The 13,338-nt window shown below is 67.9% G+C and carries 13 protein-coding genes and 1 pseudogene; 6 read left to right on the forward strand and 8 right to left on the reverse strand.

Annotated features, from left to right (window positions below; all coding sequences use genetic code 11):
- Nucleotides 1–21 precede the first annotated feature (21 nt).
- On the reverse strand, nucleotides 22–717 hold the full coding sequence (locus tag DL519_RS20105; RefSeq protein WP_190817052.1) for a response regulator transcription factor: 696 nt from the start codon (nucleotides 715–717) through the stop codon (nucleotides 22–24).
- A gap of 133 nt (nucleotides 718–850) precedes the next feature.
- On the opposite strand from DL519_RS20105, the gene DL519_RS20110 reads away from it, so the two are divergent.
- A complete protein-coding gene (locus DL519_RS20110; protein WP_190817054.1) occupies nucleotides 851–1,486 on the forward strand; it encodes a class I SAM-dependent methyltransferase in 636 nt (211 codons plus the stop codon).
- 258 nt (nucleotides 1,487–1,744) lie between these two features.
- Here the strand turns inward: DL519_RS20110 and DL519_RS20115 are convergent, their stop codons facing one another.
- The 4 genes from DL519_RS20115 to DL519_RS20130 all read right to left on the reverse strand — a co-directional run bounded on the left by DL519_RS20115 (nucleotide 1,745) and on the right by DL519_RS20130 (nucleotide 3,994).
- Nucleotides 1,745–2,215, reverse strand: a complete 471-nt coding sequence (locus DL519_RS20115) for an Hsp20/alpha crystallin family protein (RefSeq protein WP_223839311.1) — start codon at nucleotides 2,213–2,215, stop codon at nucleotides 1,745–1,747.
- A gap of 164 nt (nucleotides 2,216–2,379) precedes the next feature.
- Nucleotides 2,380–3,003: an RDD family protein gene (locus tag DL519_RS20120; protein WP_190817056.1), complete on the reverse strand. Its 624-nt coding sequence runs from the start codon at nucleotides 3,001–3,003 to the stop codon at nucleotides 2,380–2,382.
- Nucleotides 2,970–3,122, reverse strand: a complete 153-nt coding sequence (locus tag DL519_RS46930; protein ID WP_223839312.1) for a hypothetical protein — start codon at nucleotides 3,120–3,122, stop codon at nucleotides 2,970–2,972. The genes DL519_RS20120 and DL519_RS46930 overlap by 34 nt, the downstream gene beginning before the upstream one ends.
- A gap of 188 nt (nucleotides 3,123–3,310) precedes the next feature.
- Nucleotides 3,311–3,994, reverse strand: coding sequence for a hypothetical protein (locus tag DL519_RS20130; protein WP_190817058.1), 684 nt, complete (start codon nucleotides 3,992–3,994; stop codon nucleotides 3,311–3,313).
- A gap of 32 nt (nucleotides 3,995–4,026) precedes the next feature.
- Here DL519_RS20130 and DL519_RS20135 point away from each other — a divergent pair.
- Both DL519_RS20135 and DL519_RS20140 read left to right on the forward strand, forming a co-directional pair.
- Nucleotides 4,027–4,239: pseudogene (locus DL519_RS20135) on the forward strand (JmjC domain-containing protein); the annotation flags it as partial.
- Between the two features lie 835 nt (nucleotides 4,240–5,074).
- Complete coding sequence (locus DL519_RS20140) at nucleotides 5,075–5,785, forward strand: DUF4190 domain-containing protein (protein WP_190817060.1); 711 nt, start codon at nucleotides 5,075–5,077, stop codon at nucleotides 5,783–5,785.
- A 150-nt stretch (nucleotides 5,786–5,935) separates the two neighbouring features.
- Here DL519_RS20140 and DL519_RS20145 read toward each other — a convergent pair whose 3' ends face one another.
- Nucleotides 5,936–7,135, reverse strand: coding sequence for a CaiB/BaiF CoA transferase family protein (locus DL519_RS20145; RefSeq protein ID WP_190817062.1), 1,200 nt, complete (start codon nucleotides 7,133–7,135; stop codon nucleotides 5,936–5,938).
- A 104-nt stretch (nucleotides 7,136–7,239) separates the two neighbouring features.
- Nucleotides 7,240–8,406 (reverse strand): acyl-CoA dehydrogenase family protein, encoded by a 1,167-nt coding sequence (locus DL519_RS20150; RefSeq protein ID WP_190817064.1) that lies wholly within the window; start codon nucleotides 8,404–8,406, stop codon nucleotides 7,240–7,242.
- A 368-nt stretch (nucleotides 8,407–8,774) separates the two neighbouring features.
- On the opposite strand from DL519_RS20150, the gene DL519_RS20155 reads away from it, so the two are divergent.
- The 3 genes from DL519_RS20155 (at nucleotide 8,775) to DL519_RS20165 (ending at nucleotide 12,544) form a co-directional block, all read left to right on the forward strand.
- A complete protein-coding gene (locus tag DL519_RS20155) occupies nucleotides 8,775–10,118 on the forward strand; it encodes an MFS transporter (protein WP_190817066.1) in 1,344 nt (447 codons plus the stop codon).
- 159 nt (nucleotides 10,119–10,277) lie between these two features.
- The gene (locus DL519_RS20160) at nucleotides 10,278–10,904 is read left to right on the forward strand and encodes a TetR/AcrR family transcriptional regulator (RefSeq protein ID WP_190817068.1); all 627 of its coding nucleotides are present in this window, start codon (nucleotides 10,278–10,280) and stop codon (nucleotides 10,902–10,904) included.
- Nucleotides 10,905–10,981: 77 nt separating this feature from the next.
- Nucleotides 10,982–12,544 carry an FAD-dependent monooxygenase gene (locus DL519_RS20165; protein ID WP_223840328.1) on the forward strand — a complete coding sequence of 521 codons (1,563 nt, stop codon included), beginning with the start codon at nucleotides 10,982–10,984 and terminating at the stop codon, nucleotides 12,542–12,544.
- Here the strand turns inward: DL519_RS20165 and DL519_RS20170 are convergent.
- Nucleotides 12,528–13,016 carry a peptidylprolyl isomerase gene (locus DL519_RS20170; protein ID WP_223840329.1) on the reverse strand — a complete coding sequence of 163 codons (489 nt, stop codon included), beginning with the start codon at nucleotides 13,014–13,016 and terminating at the stop codon, nucleotides 12,528–12,530. The two genes, DL519_RS20165 and DL519_RS20170, sit on opposite strands and share 17 nt — an antisense overlap.
- Nucleotides 13,017–13,338: the final 322 nt, after the last annotated feature.

Here is a 13,338-nt window from a genome sequence, read left to right on the forward strand (position 1 = left end):
GTCGCGCCCTCCTCGCCCTGTTCAGCCCGCCGCGTTCTCCAGCCGGTACCCGTGTCCACGGAGGGTGGCGATCCTCGGCACGTGCTGGGATGGCGCCGCGGCCGCGGCGAGCTTCCGGCGCAGCGCGGCGATGTGCACGTCGAGGGTCTTGCTGGAGCCGTACCAGTGCTCGTCCCACACCTCGGTCATGAGCGTGTCCCGGCTCAAGGCCACGCCCGGTTCCGCGGCGAGGCGGGCCAGCAGGTCGAACTCCTTCGCCCGCAGCGACACCTCCCGGCCGTCGAGGCTAGCGCGCCTGGCCGCCGTGTCGATGCGCAAGCTCCCCACGGTGACGACCGCTTGGGGCCCGGTGACGGGGCCGCGCCGGAGGTGCGCGCGGATGCGGGCCAGCAGCTCACCGAGGCGGACGGGCTTGGTGAGGTAGTCGTCGGCGCCGGCCTCCAGGCCCACCACCACGTCCATCTCTTCGTGGCGCGCGGTCAGGATCACCAGCACGCACTGCGCCTGCGCCTCGCGCAGCAGGCGGCATACCTCGACGCCGTCGAGGTCCGGTAGGCCTAGATCCAGCAGGACGAGGTCGAACTCCCGGTCACCGGCCTGCTCCAAGGCGTCCCGACCGGTGCGCTGCCAGGACACCTCGTAGCGGTGCGAACGCAGGCTCGACTCCAGGGCCTGGCCGATCGTGTGATCGTCCTCCACCACCAACAGCCGGAACATGGCTGCAGGATATCCACCACCCATCCGCCGCGCCCCGATGCGGGAGGACGGCCGCCCAAGCGGCTTGAAAAGCCGATACGGGGCCCGTGTGACGCTGGTGGACCGGCAGGGCGGCAGGTGGCATGGTGATCGCATGCCCGTCCACCACCCCGTCTTCGCACGCTTGTACGGCCGGCTGAGCCAGGCCATGGAGCGCCGCGGCATGGCCGCGCACCGCAAGACGCTGCTCGCCGGCCTCACCGGGACCGTGATCGACATCGGCGCGGGCAACGGGCTCAACTTCGCGCATTACCCATCGACCGTGACCCGCGTCCTGGCCGTGGAGCCCGAACCCCACCTGCGCCAGGTCGCTCGGGGCGCTGCCGCGTCGGCCCCGGTACCGGTCGAAGTCGTCGACGGCCTCGCCGAACGGCTGCCGACCGAGGACAACAGCGCCGATGCGGCGGTCGCGTCGCTCGTGCTCTGCTCGGTGCGGGATCAGGCGGCGGTCCTGCGGGAGATCCAGCGGGTGCTCAAACCGGGCGGACAACTGCGCTTCCTCGAACACGTCCGAGCCGACTCCCCCGGCTTGGCGCGCGTCCAGCGCGCTCTCGACGCGACCGTCTGGCCCCACCTGTCCGGGGGCTGCCACGCCGGCCGCGACACCGCAGCGGCGATCGAGCGCACCGGCTTCACGCTCGACCGCCTGGACCGCTTCCTGTTCCCGGAAGTCCGCACCCCGCTGTCCTTCTACATCAGCGGCACAGCGGTGCACGGCAAAGCCGACTGACCTGCCTGGCGATCGACGAGTCCGGATCTCAGCACGGCCGACTGCCCGAAAAGGGCTCTCGACAATGTGGATCGCCCGCCTGAGGCTGGAGACGACCAAGTGGCCGCGCGGACTGGCCGTATCCCTGTGGGGTTCACTGCGCGAAATCGCCGTCCCGCGCCACGTGTCCGATCTGCGCGACAAGTAAAACGTTTGCTTGCCGCTGCCGATCCCCACCATAGGAACGAGAAGCCGGGGCCAGCCGGCCCCCGCTCCTCGTCACTTGATCTCGATGCGGCGCGACTTGCTCACTTCGGCCTTGGGCACCTTCACCGAGAGCACGCCGTCCGCGAGGTTCGCCTCGATCTTGTCCGCGTCGACCTCTCCCGGCAGGGCTCCGCGGAAGGAGAAGCTGCCGGTGCGTCGCATCTTGCGCCGCAGCACACCGGTTCGCTCCTTCTCCTTCACCTCACCCATGATCCACAGTTCCTGGCCGCGGACTTCGACGGTGATGTCGTCCCTGCGCACACCGGGCAGGTCGAACTCGAACACGTAGGCGTTCTCGGTCTCCTCCACGTCGACCATCGGCTGCCACGCGACGCCGGTCCGCGTCGTGGCCCACCCAGGGTCGAAGAGCTGCCCCATGCGGTCCCAGATCTCCTCCAGCTCGCGGAACGGCTCCTGCCACATATCCGGGGGCCCCGCCCACTCCCGACGTTCGCCGCGTCGGGCGGGCATCCGCTCAGCCATCCTGATCCCTCCCCACAACACAGGCGTTCCGACTCGGTACTTACCCGTCGCCGCAGCCGCACCAAACCGCCTCGGCGGATTTCCGCCGCTTCGCGTGGCGTTGCGAGGGAGTCCGAAAGCGGCTCCCTCACCGGCTTTCCGGCGGGGGAAGCCAACCCGTGCGGTCAGCGAGGGATCATCGTGGCGTTCTCGGCCTCGGGTTCGGCATCGGGTTCGGCGGGTTGCTGTCGACGTGCGCGTTTGTGCGGCAGCACGACGTTGCCGACCCCGGAGAGCAGCTCGTGCACGCCGTGGTGCTTGGGGTTCCGCCACAGGGCCACGAAGAACGCGACGGGCAGCAGGCAGACCACCCCGAACAGCCCGAGGCCCAACAGTAGTTCCGGCAGGTATTCGCCGTTGAGCACGCTCAGCACCAACGAGAGCACCTCGGACACGCCAGCCAGACCGGCCCGGAGCACACTCGACATCCCCGCGGCAACGAGTGCCATCATGCCCAAGGTGATCGGCATTAGCGGCACGGCGAGCACCGTTGCCCGCAGCATCAGCCGCCACAGCTCGGGACGTTTCCCTTCCGGACCGACGAGCTTGAGGAGCAAGATCTTCTTGCCCGGTGTGGCCCCGAGCCACCAGGGCAGCAGCACGAACCAGAGGAACACGGCGAGCACCAGGCCGAGCAGCCAGCGGGACGAGCCGAAGACCAGCACGCAGAGCAGCGTCGTGAACAGCATCACGAACGGCAGCGCGCAAAGGTCGATCAGCAGCGCCAGCAGCCGCCTGCCCAGCGGCACCGGCGCCGCTCCAGCGCCGCGTCGTCCAGGGTGTCCAAAGTGGGCAGCCAGCGGGTCAGCGGCCCGGCGATGGCCCAGCCCACCATGGCGCCGCCGGTGTTGACGATGAGATCGTCCACATCGAACAGCCGGTACGGGCACTCGTAGACGCCCCGCCCGACTTCACGCGTGACCCGCAGAAGGGCCTATTTATCAGGAACTCAAAGGTGTGATCTTCGTGGCCTGGCATGATCGCTTGTGTGCGGGACGCGCGGAGGTTGTCGCCTGAGGCGCAGGAGGATCTGCGGCGCAGGGTGGTCGCGGCGGTTCATGCTGGGATGCCCCAGGCCGACCCGGCGCAGGGGTTCGCGGTGGCCCCGCACTCGGTGTCCAGATGGGTGCAGGCGTGGCGAAAACGCGGCTCGAAGGGTTTTGCCGGGCGTCGACGGGGTCGCAAGCCAGGCGAGCAGAAAGCGTTGAGTGCCTGCCAGCAGCGCACGTTGCGGTATGCGGCCGCGTCGTCGATGTGATCTCCGGCCACCGTGTGAGTCGGAATCGGGTTGACGATTCCGTACCGTGTCGCCGCCCAGTCGTAGAAGGTGTTCAATCCGGCGCGGTCGGTGTCGAACGATGTCGGCCGTACCCGCTGACGGTTACGGGAATCCGTCATCCGCCAGTGCTTGAAGTCGTCGAAGTCGCAGGCCGTCGCCTCGTCCGACGAACGTCCGCGCGTCTGCAGAAAGTCCAACCAGGCCGCCAGGGAGAACGCGTAGCGACGCCACGTTCGCGGGCGCTTAGCCGCGACCGATCCGAACCGGAAGAACAGGTTGATCCGTGGGTCTGCTTCCCCAGTCGGGGACAGCAGGATCGGCGTCCCGTGCCAGACACCGTTGCGTTCCGCCCACGCGTGCACGTCGCCGAATTCAACGAGCTGTCCGTCCTCGGCCTGCATTGTGAAGACCTGGTGGAAGTTGTAGAAATCAACCGTCCAGCAGCTAAGTTCGTTGTCCAAACCTGTACTCCAGAACCTCTGGATCGACAGTTCTGGAAAGACCAGAGAAGCATTGGGACGATCACGACGTGGTGATCGTCCAGATCGCGGGCGAGAAGTCCTGGGAGGTGCGCAGCTTGTCCCACCCGGTACCGATGTATCGGGACGCCGAGCCGAATGCCGAACCCAGCGAGGAGATCGTGTGGTCCGGGACCATGCGCGCCGGAGATGTCATGCACATCCCGCGCGGCTACTGGCACCAGGCCACCCGTACCGACCGAGGCGAGGAGGGCTACAGCCTGCACGTCACGTTCGGGTTCGTGAAGCGAACCAGGATCGATTGGTTGACCTGGGTCACCGACCGTAGCCGCCTCGTCCACCCATCGGGGCCGGCAGATCGCGGCGATCTCGGCTTCGACGGCCGTGCGGTCGCGGCGGGTCTTGCCGCGCGCCAGCTTTGCTTGCAACTCGGTGAGGCGGCGACGGGCCTTGGCGAGAGTCTGATCGAACCCGGCCGACTGCTTGGCGTGCAGGGTCGGCGAGTGCGTCAGCACCGCGCGCCGCCTTACCCCCAATGCGGTCACTTCCGTGTCGACACACCGCACACCGGGGTACCGATCGTCGTCGACCGGGCTGTAGCGGCTCTTGGGAATCGCGAGCAGGCCTGGATAGTCACTCGGTGGCAGCGACCCGACGAACCCGATCCCGGCGTCCTCGATGAGGGTGTGGTTGTCGCACGAGTTCTGCCCGGCGCCATGAGTTTACCTGGCCTGGTCTCCAGGTCGGCGCGACGCTCATGGTGCATTCGCTCGGCCAGCTCTGGCACGGTCAGCGAGCTGGCCCAAAATGCGGGCAGCACGGCCGGCCCCATTGCCTTCGTCGCGATGCTCTCGATTTCCACGGTCGCCACCCGGCACCGCCGTCTCTCCGGAGACGAACCCGACCTGCTTCCCCGCCCAAACCCACCATTCGCGATCAGCGGAGCGGCTATTGTCACTCAGAGTGTGATCATCGTTTCGCAACGTATTGCAGGGCGAAAGCGACTTCTGCAGTGCTCGAGGCAAACGGATCAAAACTGCCACAACCAGCGAGGGGAAGTACATGACCTACCAGCAGGCGCCACAGCCCTATGCGCCTCCGAAGAAGGCGAAGTTCGGCGGGCTCGCCGTGGCGGCACTGGTTCTCGGCATCGTGGGTGTTGTCGGGTCGATCATCCCGATCTTGAACAACCTGACCGCCCTAACCGCCCTCGTCGGGTTGGTTCTCGGCGTGCTCGCCATCTTCGGCACCAAGAAAGTGATGGCAAGCATCTCTTCAGCACTGTGCGTGCTGGCGATCGTGCTCACTGTCGTCTTCCAGGGAATCATGGTCCGGGAGCTGGACAAGGCTCTGGGGAACGGGAACGGTTCGTCCGAAACCACTGAACCGGTTCGGCTTAATTTCGGCCAGACGCACAAGTGGAAGAGCGGGGAGGCGATCTCGGTCTCCCCACCCGCGTCGTACGCCGAGTCGAACCAGTTCCTGCAGCCCGCGGGGGGCAAGCGCTTCGTCCAGTTCGACGTGAAAGTACACAATGAGGGTGGTCGGGAGTACAACGTGATGTCCTCCACGATCACCGCGCAGCACAACGGCCGTGTTGCCCAGCAGAACTACATGGCAGGCGACACGCTGCCGAACGCACAAGTTCCGCCCGGGGGCGACGTCACTTACACGATCGTTTACGAGATCGGTACCGAGCCGGGAGAGATTCAGGTTTCGGTTCAATCGAACCCATTTGCCTCCGAAACCGTGTACTTCGTCGGACAGGTCTGACCGGAGGCAGCACCTAGCGCAACCTGGGTGGATGCGCGAGGCGCGTTCCGGCACGAGAGACGATCCGTGCATAGTTTTGGTTGCTGTATAGCCACACCAAAGCTATGCATGGGTTGTCGCTGGGCTGTCGCGATTCACTGCGACGTTTTTTCACTCGGACTCGGGGATTCGGGCGATGTCGGCTGCGATGAGTTCGGCGATCTGTTCGTTGGTGTAGCCCAGCGATGCGAGGATGCGGCGGGTGTCGGCGCCTTGTTCGCGGGGTGCGGTGTGGACGCTGCCGGGGGTTCGGCTGAGCTTGATCGGGATACCGGTGCCTCGGTAGCCGTCCCGCTCCACGACCATGTTCCGGTGCATCACCTGCGGATCGGTGAGCGCCTCCCCGACGTCGTGCACCGGCGTCGCAGGCACCCCGCGGCTCAGTAGCTCCCGGCCGAGTTCGTGGCGGCGCCGCTGCGCGATCCGCTCGGTGATCAGCGGCCGCAGCTCCGCGACGTTGCGGACCCGGTCGGCGTTGGCCGTGAACCGCGCGTCGTCCGCGAGTTCCGGGATGCCGAGGACGTCGACGAACTGGCGGAACTGCCGGTCGTTGCCTGCCCCGACGAAGATCTGCCCGTCGCTGGCGTCGAACGTGTCGTATGGGGCGATGGACGGGTGGGCCGATCCGGTTCGCTGCGGTTGCTGCCCGGAGACCAGCCAGCCCGGCGAGTGCGGGTGCAGCAGGGAGATCGCCGTGTCGAGCAGGGTGCAGTCGACCAGCTGGCCGCGCCCGGTGGTGTGCCGGTCGTGGAGCGCGAGCAACACGCCGGAGAACGCGTAGATCCCGGTGACCATGTCGACGATGGGCACGCCCACCCGCATCGGCGGCCCGGACGGCTCGCCGTTGATGCTCATCAGCCCGCCGTAGGCCTGCAGGATCGCGTCGTAGCCGGGCATGCCGCCCATCGGCCCGTCGATGCCGAAACCCGTGATGCGGCAGTGGATCAGCCGGGGGAAGCGTACCGCGATGACCTCGTCGGAGAAGCCCCACTTGGCCAGGGTGCCCGCCTTGAAGTTCTCCACCACCACGTCGGCTTCGCCGAGCAGCTCGCCGAGCACCTGCTGGCCTCCGGGCGCGGCGAAGTCCAGGCAGATGTTCGTCTTGTTGCGGTTGATCCCCGTGTGGTAGGCGCTCATGGTCTTGCTGATGAACGGCGGCCCCCAGGTGCGCGTGTCGTCACCGGCGGGCGGCTCGACCTTGATCACCTCGGCGCCGTGGTCGGCGAGCATCTGGCAGCACAGCGGCCCGGCGAGGATGCGGGACAGGTCGAGGACGCGGACGCCGTGGAGGCTGCCGTTCGGTGCGGTCATGGCGGATCCCCGTTTCGGTCAGCGGTTGCGGAAATGGGTTCGGTCGGGCGTGCGGCGAGGGTTCCGTCACCCGCACCGCCACGCAAGGCCACCCGCGCACGTGCTCAGTAGGACTTGGGCAGGCCGAGGACGTGGCTGGACACGTAGTTCAGGACCATTTCCTGGCTGACCGGGGCGAGCCGGAGGATCCGCGATTCCCGGAAGTACCGCTCCACGTGGTACTCGCGGGCGTAGCCCATGCCGCCGTGAGTCTGGATGGCCTGGTCGGCGGCCTGGAAACCGGCGTCGGCGCACAACCACTTGGCCATGTTCGCCTCCCGTCCGCAGGACAGGCCCCGGTCGTAGCGCCAGGCCGCGTTGCGGGCCATCAGTTCGGCCGCGTCCAGCCGGGTCGCCGCCTCGGCGAGCGGGAACGCGATGCCCTGGTTCTGGCCGATGGGCCGGTCGAACACGACGCGTTCCTTCGCGTAGCGCACCGCGCGGTCCAGTGCGGCCCGGCCGATGCCGAGCGCCTCGTGGGCCAGCAGGATCCGTTCGGGATTGAGGCCGTCGAGCAGGTACGTGAAGCCCTGGCCCTCCGCGCCGACGCGGGCGCTCTCGGGCACGAACAGGTCGTCGATGACGACCTCGTAGGAGGCGACCGCGTTGCGCCCCAGCTTGGGGATCGGGCTCAGTTGCACGTGTTCGGGGTCGATGTCGATGAGGAACAGCGACATGCCGTCGGTGGAGCGGGAAACCTCCTCGCGGCGGGTGGTGCGGGCGATCAGCACCATCTTCTGCGAGTCGCCGGCCTTGGTGATCCACACCTTGCGGCCGTTGACGAGGTAGCCGCCGGGGACGCGCTTGGCGAACGTCGAGATCCGGGTCGTGTCCGTGCCGGCGTCGGGCTCGGTCACGCCGAAGCAGACGTGCAGCGAGCCGTCGGCCGCCGCGGGGAGGATCTCCTTGCGCAGTTCCTCGCTGCCGTGCTTGACGATGGTGTTCAGCCCGAAGATCGTCAGGTGCATGGTGCTGCAGCCGTTCATCCCGGCGCCGGAGGCAGCCACTTCCTCCAGCAGCAGCGATGCTTCGAGGATGCCGAGCCCGCCGCCGCCGTACTCCTCGGGGATGGCGATGCCGAGCCAGCCGCCCTCGGCGAAGGCGTTGTAGAAGTCCCACGGGAACTGGTTGTTCGCGTCGCAGTCGGCCCAGTACTCGTCGGGGAAGCTGCGCGCCAGCTCGCGCGCGCCCGCCCGCAGGGACTGCTGGTCCGGGGTCAGTTCGAAGTGCATGGCGTCGTCCTCTCCAACGTGCCTGGTGCCCGTACCAGCAGCGACCGGTTCCCCGGCCCGAACAGCGACGGTCGTCCCAACGACGGTCGTCGAACACCCGAACCGATCACACGGTTCCTAAATACGAACAAATTCGCCGGATACCGGAACACGATGATCCACCGCCCACCCTCCTGTCAACCATCGACGAGTCGCCTCGAAGGTCGCGAATATCGGCGCAAACACGCAATTCGAGCCGAGCCCGCAACTTCCGCCCGGCCTATGCCTTGACAGCTATCCGGTCCACTTCCTAGATTCCCTCGAGTTCCTATATCCGAACAACTCGGCTACCCGAGCATCGACGACCACCGTCAAGAGGAACCCAAGCAATGACGCTGCAAAATGGCGCGACGGCACGCCCCGAGCCGTCATCCCGCAAGGCCGTCGGACCCGCCGTAGTGATCGGCTCGGCCCTCGAATGGTTCGACTTCTACCTCTACGCCTCGATGGCCGCCCTGGTCTTCGGGCGCCTCTTCTTCCCGGCGGGCAACCCCACCACCGCGACGCTGGCCGCCATGGCGACCTTCGCGGTCGGATTCCTCGCGCGCCCCTTCGGCGGCATCGTCTTCGGGCTCCTCGGCGACAAGTACGGGCGCAAGACCGTGCTGTCGGCGACTTTCCTGCTGATGGGCATCTCGTCGGGGCTCATCGGCCTGCTGCCGACCTACTCCTCTGCCGGCATCATCGCGCCGATCCTGCTGGTGGTCCTGCGCCTGCTGCAGGGACTCGGCGCCGGTGCCGAGCTCGGCAGCGCGATCGCAGTCGCCTACGAGCACGCCGACGAGAAGTCGCGCGGCCGGTTGGGGGCGTGGCCGGCGCTGGGCGTCAACATCGGGCTGTTCGTCTCCTCGCTCACCGTGACGGTGCTGACCAGCTTCGGCAACGACTTCCTCTACGCCTGGGGCTGGCGCATCCCGTTCGTGGCCAGCTTCCTGCTGGTAGCACTCGGTTTCTGGGTGCGCCGCCAGATGCCCGAGACACCGGAGTTCGAGAAGGTCGCGCGCGACGCCTCGACCCGGAAGAAAGCCCAGCCGATGCGTTCGCTGATCAAGTCGGACTGGCGCGGCCTGGCCGTGGTCATGGCGATCACCGTCGGCTACAACGGTGTCAGCTACATCTTCAAGACCTTCTCGCTGTCCTACCTCAGCGAGTTCCGCGACGTCGCGGCCAACGTCGGCGCGGTCGGCATCTCGCTGGCCAGCGCGTGCGCGATCCTCACGGTCCCGGTCGCGGGCCGCATCTGCGACGCGGTGGGCGCCAAGAAGGTGATCGTCACCGGCGCGATCGCCACGGCTGCGCTGGCGTTCCCGTTCTTCTGGCTGCTCGACTCGGGGCAGAGCATCTACATCTGGATCGCGCTGATCCTCGCCACCGGCGTGGTGGTGCCCGCGATGCTGGCCGCGCAGGGCGCGTTCCTCTCGCAGCAGTTCCCCACCAAGGTGCGGGTGTCCGGCCTCGGCACCGGCCGAGAGGTCGGCGGCGCCTTCTCCGGCGGCCTCGCCCCGCTCGCAGCGCTGGCGCTGGTGACCGCGTCCCCGACGCACGCCACCTGGGGTGTGTCGCTGCTGTTCGTCGCCGGAGCCGTGTTCATCGGCGTGGGAACGCTGTTCGACCAGTCGAAGAAGATCGAGGCGGCCGAACCTGCGCCGGCCGAGGAAGCCGTCCGATCCTGATCGGCCCTGGGACTGCGGATCCGATCCGCAGTCCCAGGCTCGTCCCGCCGCCCTGGCTCGGGCGGCGATTTCGCGCGAGAACGTCACGGCCCCGCCGGGCAGATCCTTTCCGATCGCGCATTTTTGCGCGACGCGCAAAAATCCACTATCGTGGTCGTCATGGGTGCTGAAGATCGCGAGCGGCCGGGGTTGCGGGAGCGCAAGAAGCAGGAGACCCGCCTGGCCCTGAGCTGGGCGGCAATCCGCCTCGCCGTGGAGCGGGGACTCGACAACGTGCGCGTCGAGGACATCGCCGCCGAAGTCGGCGTGTCCCCGCGCACCTTCAACAACTACTTCGCCGGCAAGGGCGAAGCGATCGCCGCGCGACACCTGGAACGGGCCCGCCAGATCTCGGTGGAACTGCGCGCACGGCCGGAATCCGAACCGCTGTGGGAGGCCATCACCAACGCCTCGATGGCGCGGTTCGCGCTGGAACAGGGCACCGGCGAACGACAACCGGACCGGCAGTGGCTCGACGGCGTTCGCCTGATGGTTTCCGAGCCGGCCCTGCAAGGCGAGTTCATCAAGGCCAACGCAACGGCCGAGTCCGAACTCGCCGACGCCATCGCCGAGCGCACCGGCACCGACTCGACGCGCGACCTGTACCCGCGGTTGGTGGCCGGTGCTGTCGGAGCCGCGATCGCGGCAGCCATCGGGCACTGGCTGACCGCCGAAGAACCCACCCCGATGGCGCCGGTGCTGCGCGACGCCCTCCAACAACTCGCCAACGGACTGCCCGTCCGCTGACCAACTCGACCGTCGACCCTGCGCCGCCGGGTCGACTGACTATGCCTTTTTCCGCCGCAGCAGGGAGAAAAGCCTTGATCGCCGATGTCGTGATCGCGGGTGCCGGCCCGAACGGGCTGATGCTGGCCTGCGAGCTGAGCCTGGCCGGGACGAAACCGCTGGTGCTCGAACGCCTCCCGGAACGCGCGACCGAGCAGCGGGCCAACGGCCTGGTCGGGCAGGTGGTGCGGATGCTCGACCGCCGGGGCCTGCACCAGCGCTTCAGCGGGAGCTCCGAGCCACCGCAACCCGCTCCGGTCTTCGTGTTCGGCGCGATGCTGCTGGATCTGAGCGCCATCGAGGACAACCCGATCTACCTGATGCAGATGCCGCAGCGCCGCATCGAGCAGGTCCTGGAAGAACGCGCCGTCGAGCTCGGCGTGGAAATCCGCTGGGGGCACGAACTCGTCGGGCTGGCCCAGGACGACGATGCGGTCGCCATCGACGTCGCCGGGCCGGACGGTCCCTACCGGCTGCGCGCCCGCTACCTGGTCGGCGCGGACGGTGGGCACAGCCCGACCCGCAAGCTGTCCGGCATCGGTTTCTCGGGTGTCACCCGGGAGAAAGTCGTTTCGCGCCTGGCGCACGTCAGCATCGCGAGCTCGCTGGTCGATCCGGCGACGGGCGGGCTGGACGTCCCCGGCTACGGCGTCATCCCGCCGTTCATGCACCACCGCACCGAGCGAGGGGTGTTGGCGTATGCCCCTTTCCTCGACGGCAGAACGGCGGTGTCCACAATGGAGTGGGACTCGGCCGGGGCGGACGGAACCGAGCTGCCGCTGGACGAGCTGCGTGCGAGCGCGCGCCGCGTGCTCGGGGTGGACTTGCCGCTGGAGCCGCCAGAAGGCGATGGCCCGCACCTCGCGCGCCGGTTGACGGGCGGCAACACCCGGCTGGCCGACCGGTTCCGGGACCGGCGCGTGCTGCTGGTCGGCGATGCGGCCCACGTGCATTCGGCGATCGGCGGCCCCGGCCTGAACCTGGGCCTGCAGGACACCGTGAACCTGGGCTGGAAGCTCGCCGCCGAGCTGCAGGGCTGGGCGCCGCCCGGGTTGCTCGACAGCTACGAAGCCGAGCGGCGGCCCGTGGCCCGGCGAGTGGTTATGCACACCCAGGCCCAGTCGGCGCTGTTCGCCCCGGGCAGCGAAACCACCGCGCTGCGGGAGCTCTTCGGCGAACTCCTCCGCGAGCCCCGCAACATCCAGCACATCGCGGACACAATGGCGGGCGCGGACATCCGCTACGAGATGGGAACCTCCGCCGCGCACCCGCTGATCGGCCGGTGGGCGCCCGACCTGCTGCTCGACACCGGAACCGGCACCGTCCGGCTCGCGGAACTGACCGCGGACGCCCGGCCGCTCCTGCTGGACATGACCGAAGGCGCCGCACTGTCCGAAGACCTCTCCGGCTGGAGCGACCGGGTGGAGGTGGTCAGCGGCCACGCCGGGACTTCGACGACCGCGATGCTGCTGCGCCCGGACGGTTACGTCGCGTGGGCGTCGAGCTCGGCCCAACCGGACGCCCAGGAGAGACGCACCCTCCGCGAAGCCCTGACCACGTGGTTCAGCCCCGGCGCACCGCCGGTCAGAGACGGATCTTGATGTTCTCGATCTCCACCGGCAGGGCGGGCTCGCCGTCCTGGTCGCCGCTCTCGCCGGGGATGACGCCGCCCGCGACGATCTCGTCGAGCACCTCCATGCCCTCGACGACCCGTCCCAGCAACGCGTAAGCGGGCTTGAGTTTGGCGTGCGAGTGCACGATGAAGATCTGGCTGCCGTTGGTGTCCGGCCCCTGGATGTATTCCGGCCAGTCGGTCGCCAACATCGTGCGGAGGTTGGACCGGAAGTCTTCGTAGTCAGACTCGGGGACGCGGCGCTGTTGGCCGGTGTGCACGTAGGCGTTATCCATGCCAGCGGTGCACAACATGAAGTGCGCGTACTGCGACAACGTCAAGAACAATGACGGGATGGGCGCCTTGGCGAGTTCGTTGACGGTGGCTTCCCAGTCCGGGACTCCCACGGTTGGCCAGTCGTATTTCTTGCGGCGCAGAGCCTGGGTGAGTTCGGAGAACATCACCACTTGCTGCTCACCTTCGGGCGCCAGGTTCCTAGCCGCCTCGAAGATCACATAAGCGGGACGCGAGAGCACACCGGCGGGAATGAAGGACGGTGCGAGCGCCAGCGCGCATTCCGCATACTGGTCAGTGGCCTGATTCGGTCATTCCAAGCCGATCACCAACCAGTACCGAGGCTGGTACAACGTGCTGGGCACGAGCGTGATCCCCTTCTCGATCGGCATTCCACTCCCGCGTTCCGAGCGACGCGACCACCGTGCCATCAAGCCAGGTCAGATAGATCGCCGAACTCGCCTGCCTTGCAGCCCTTGATCCAGGCCC

It is taken from the genome of Saccharopolyspora pogona, from assembly GCF_014697215.1.
Taxonomy (GTDB): domain Bacteria; phylum Actinomycetota; class Actinomycetes; order Mycobacteriales; family Pseudonocardiaceae; genus Saccharopolyspora; species Saccharopolyspora hattusasensis.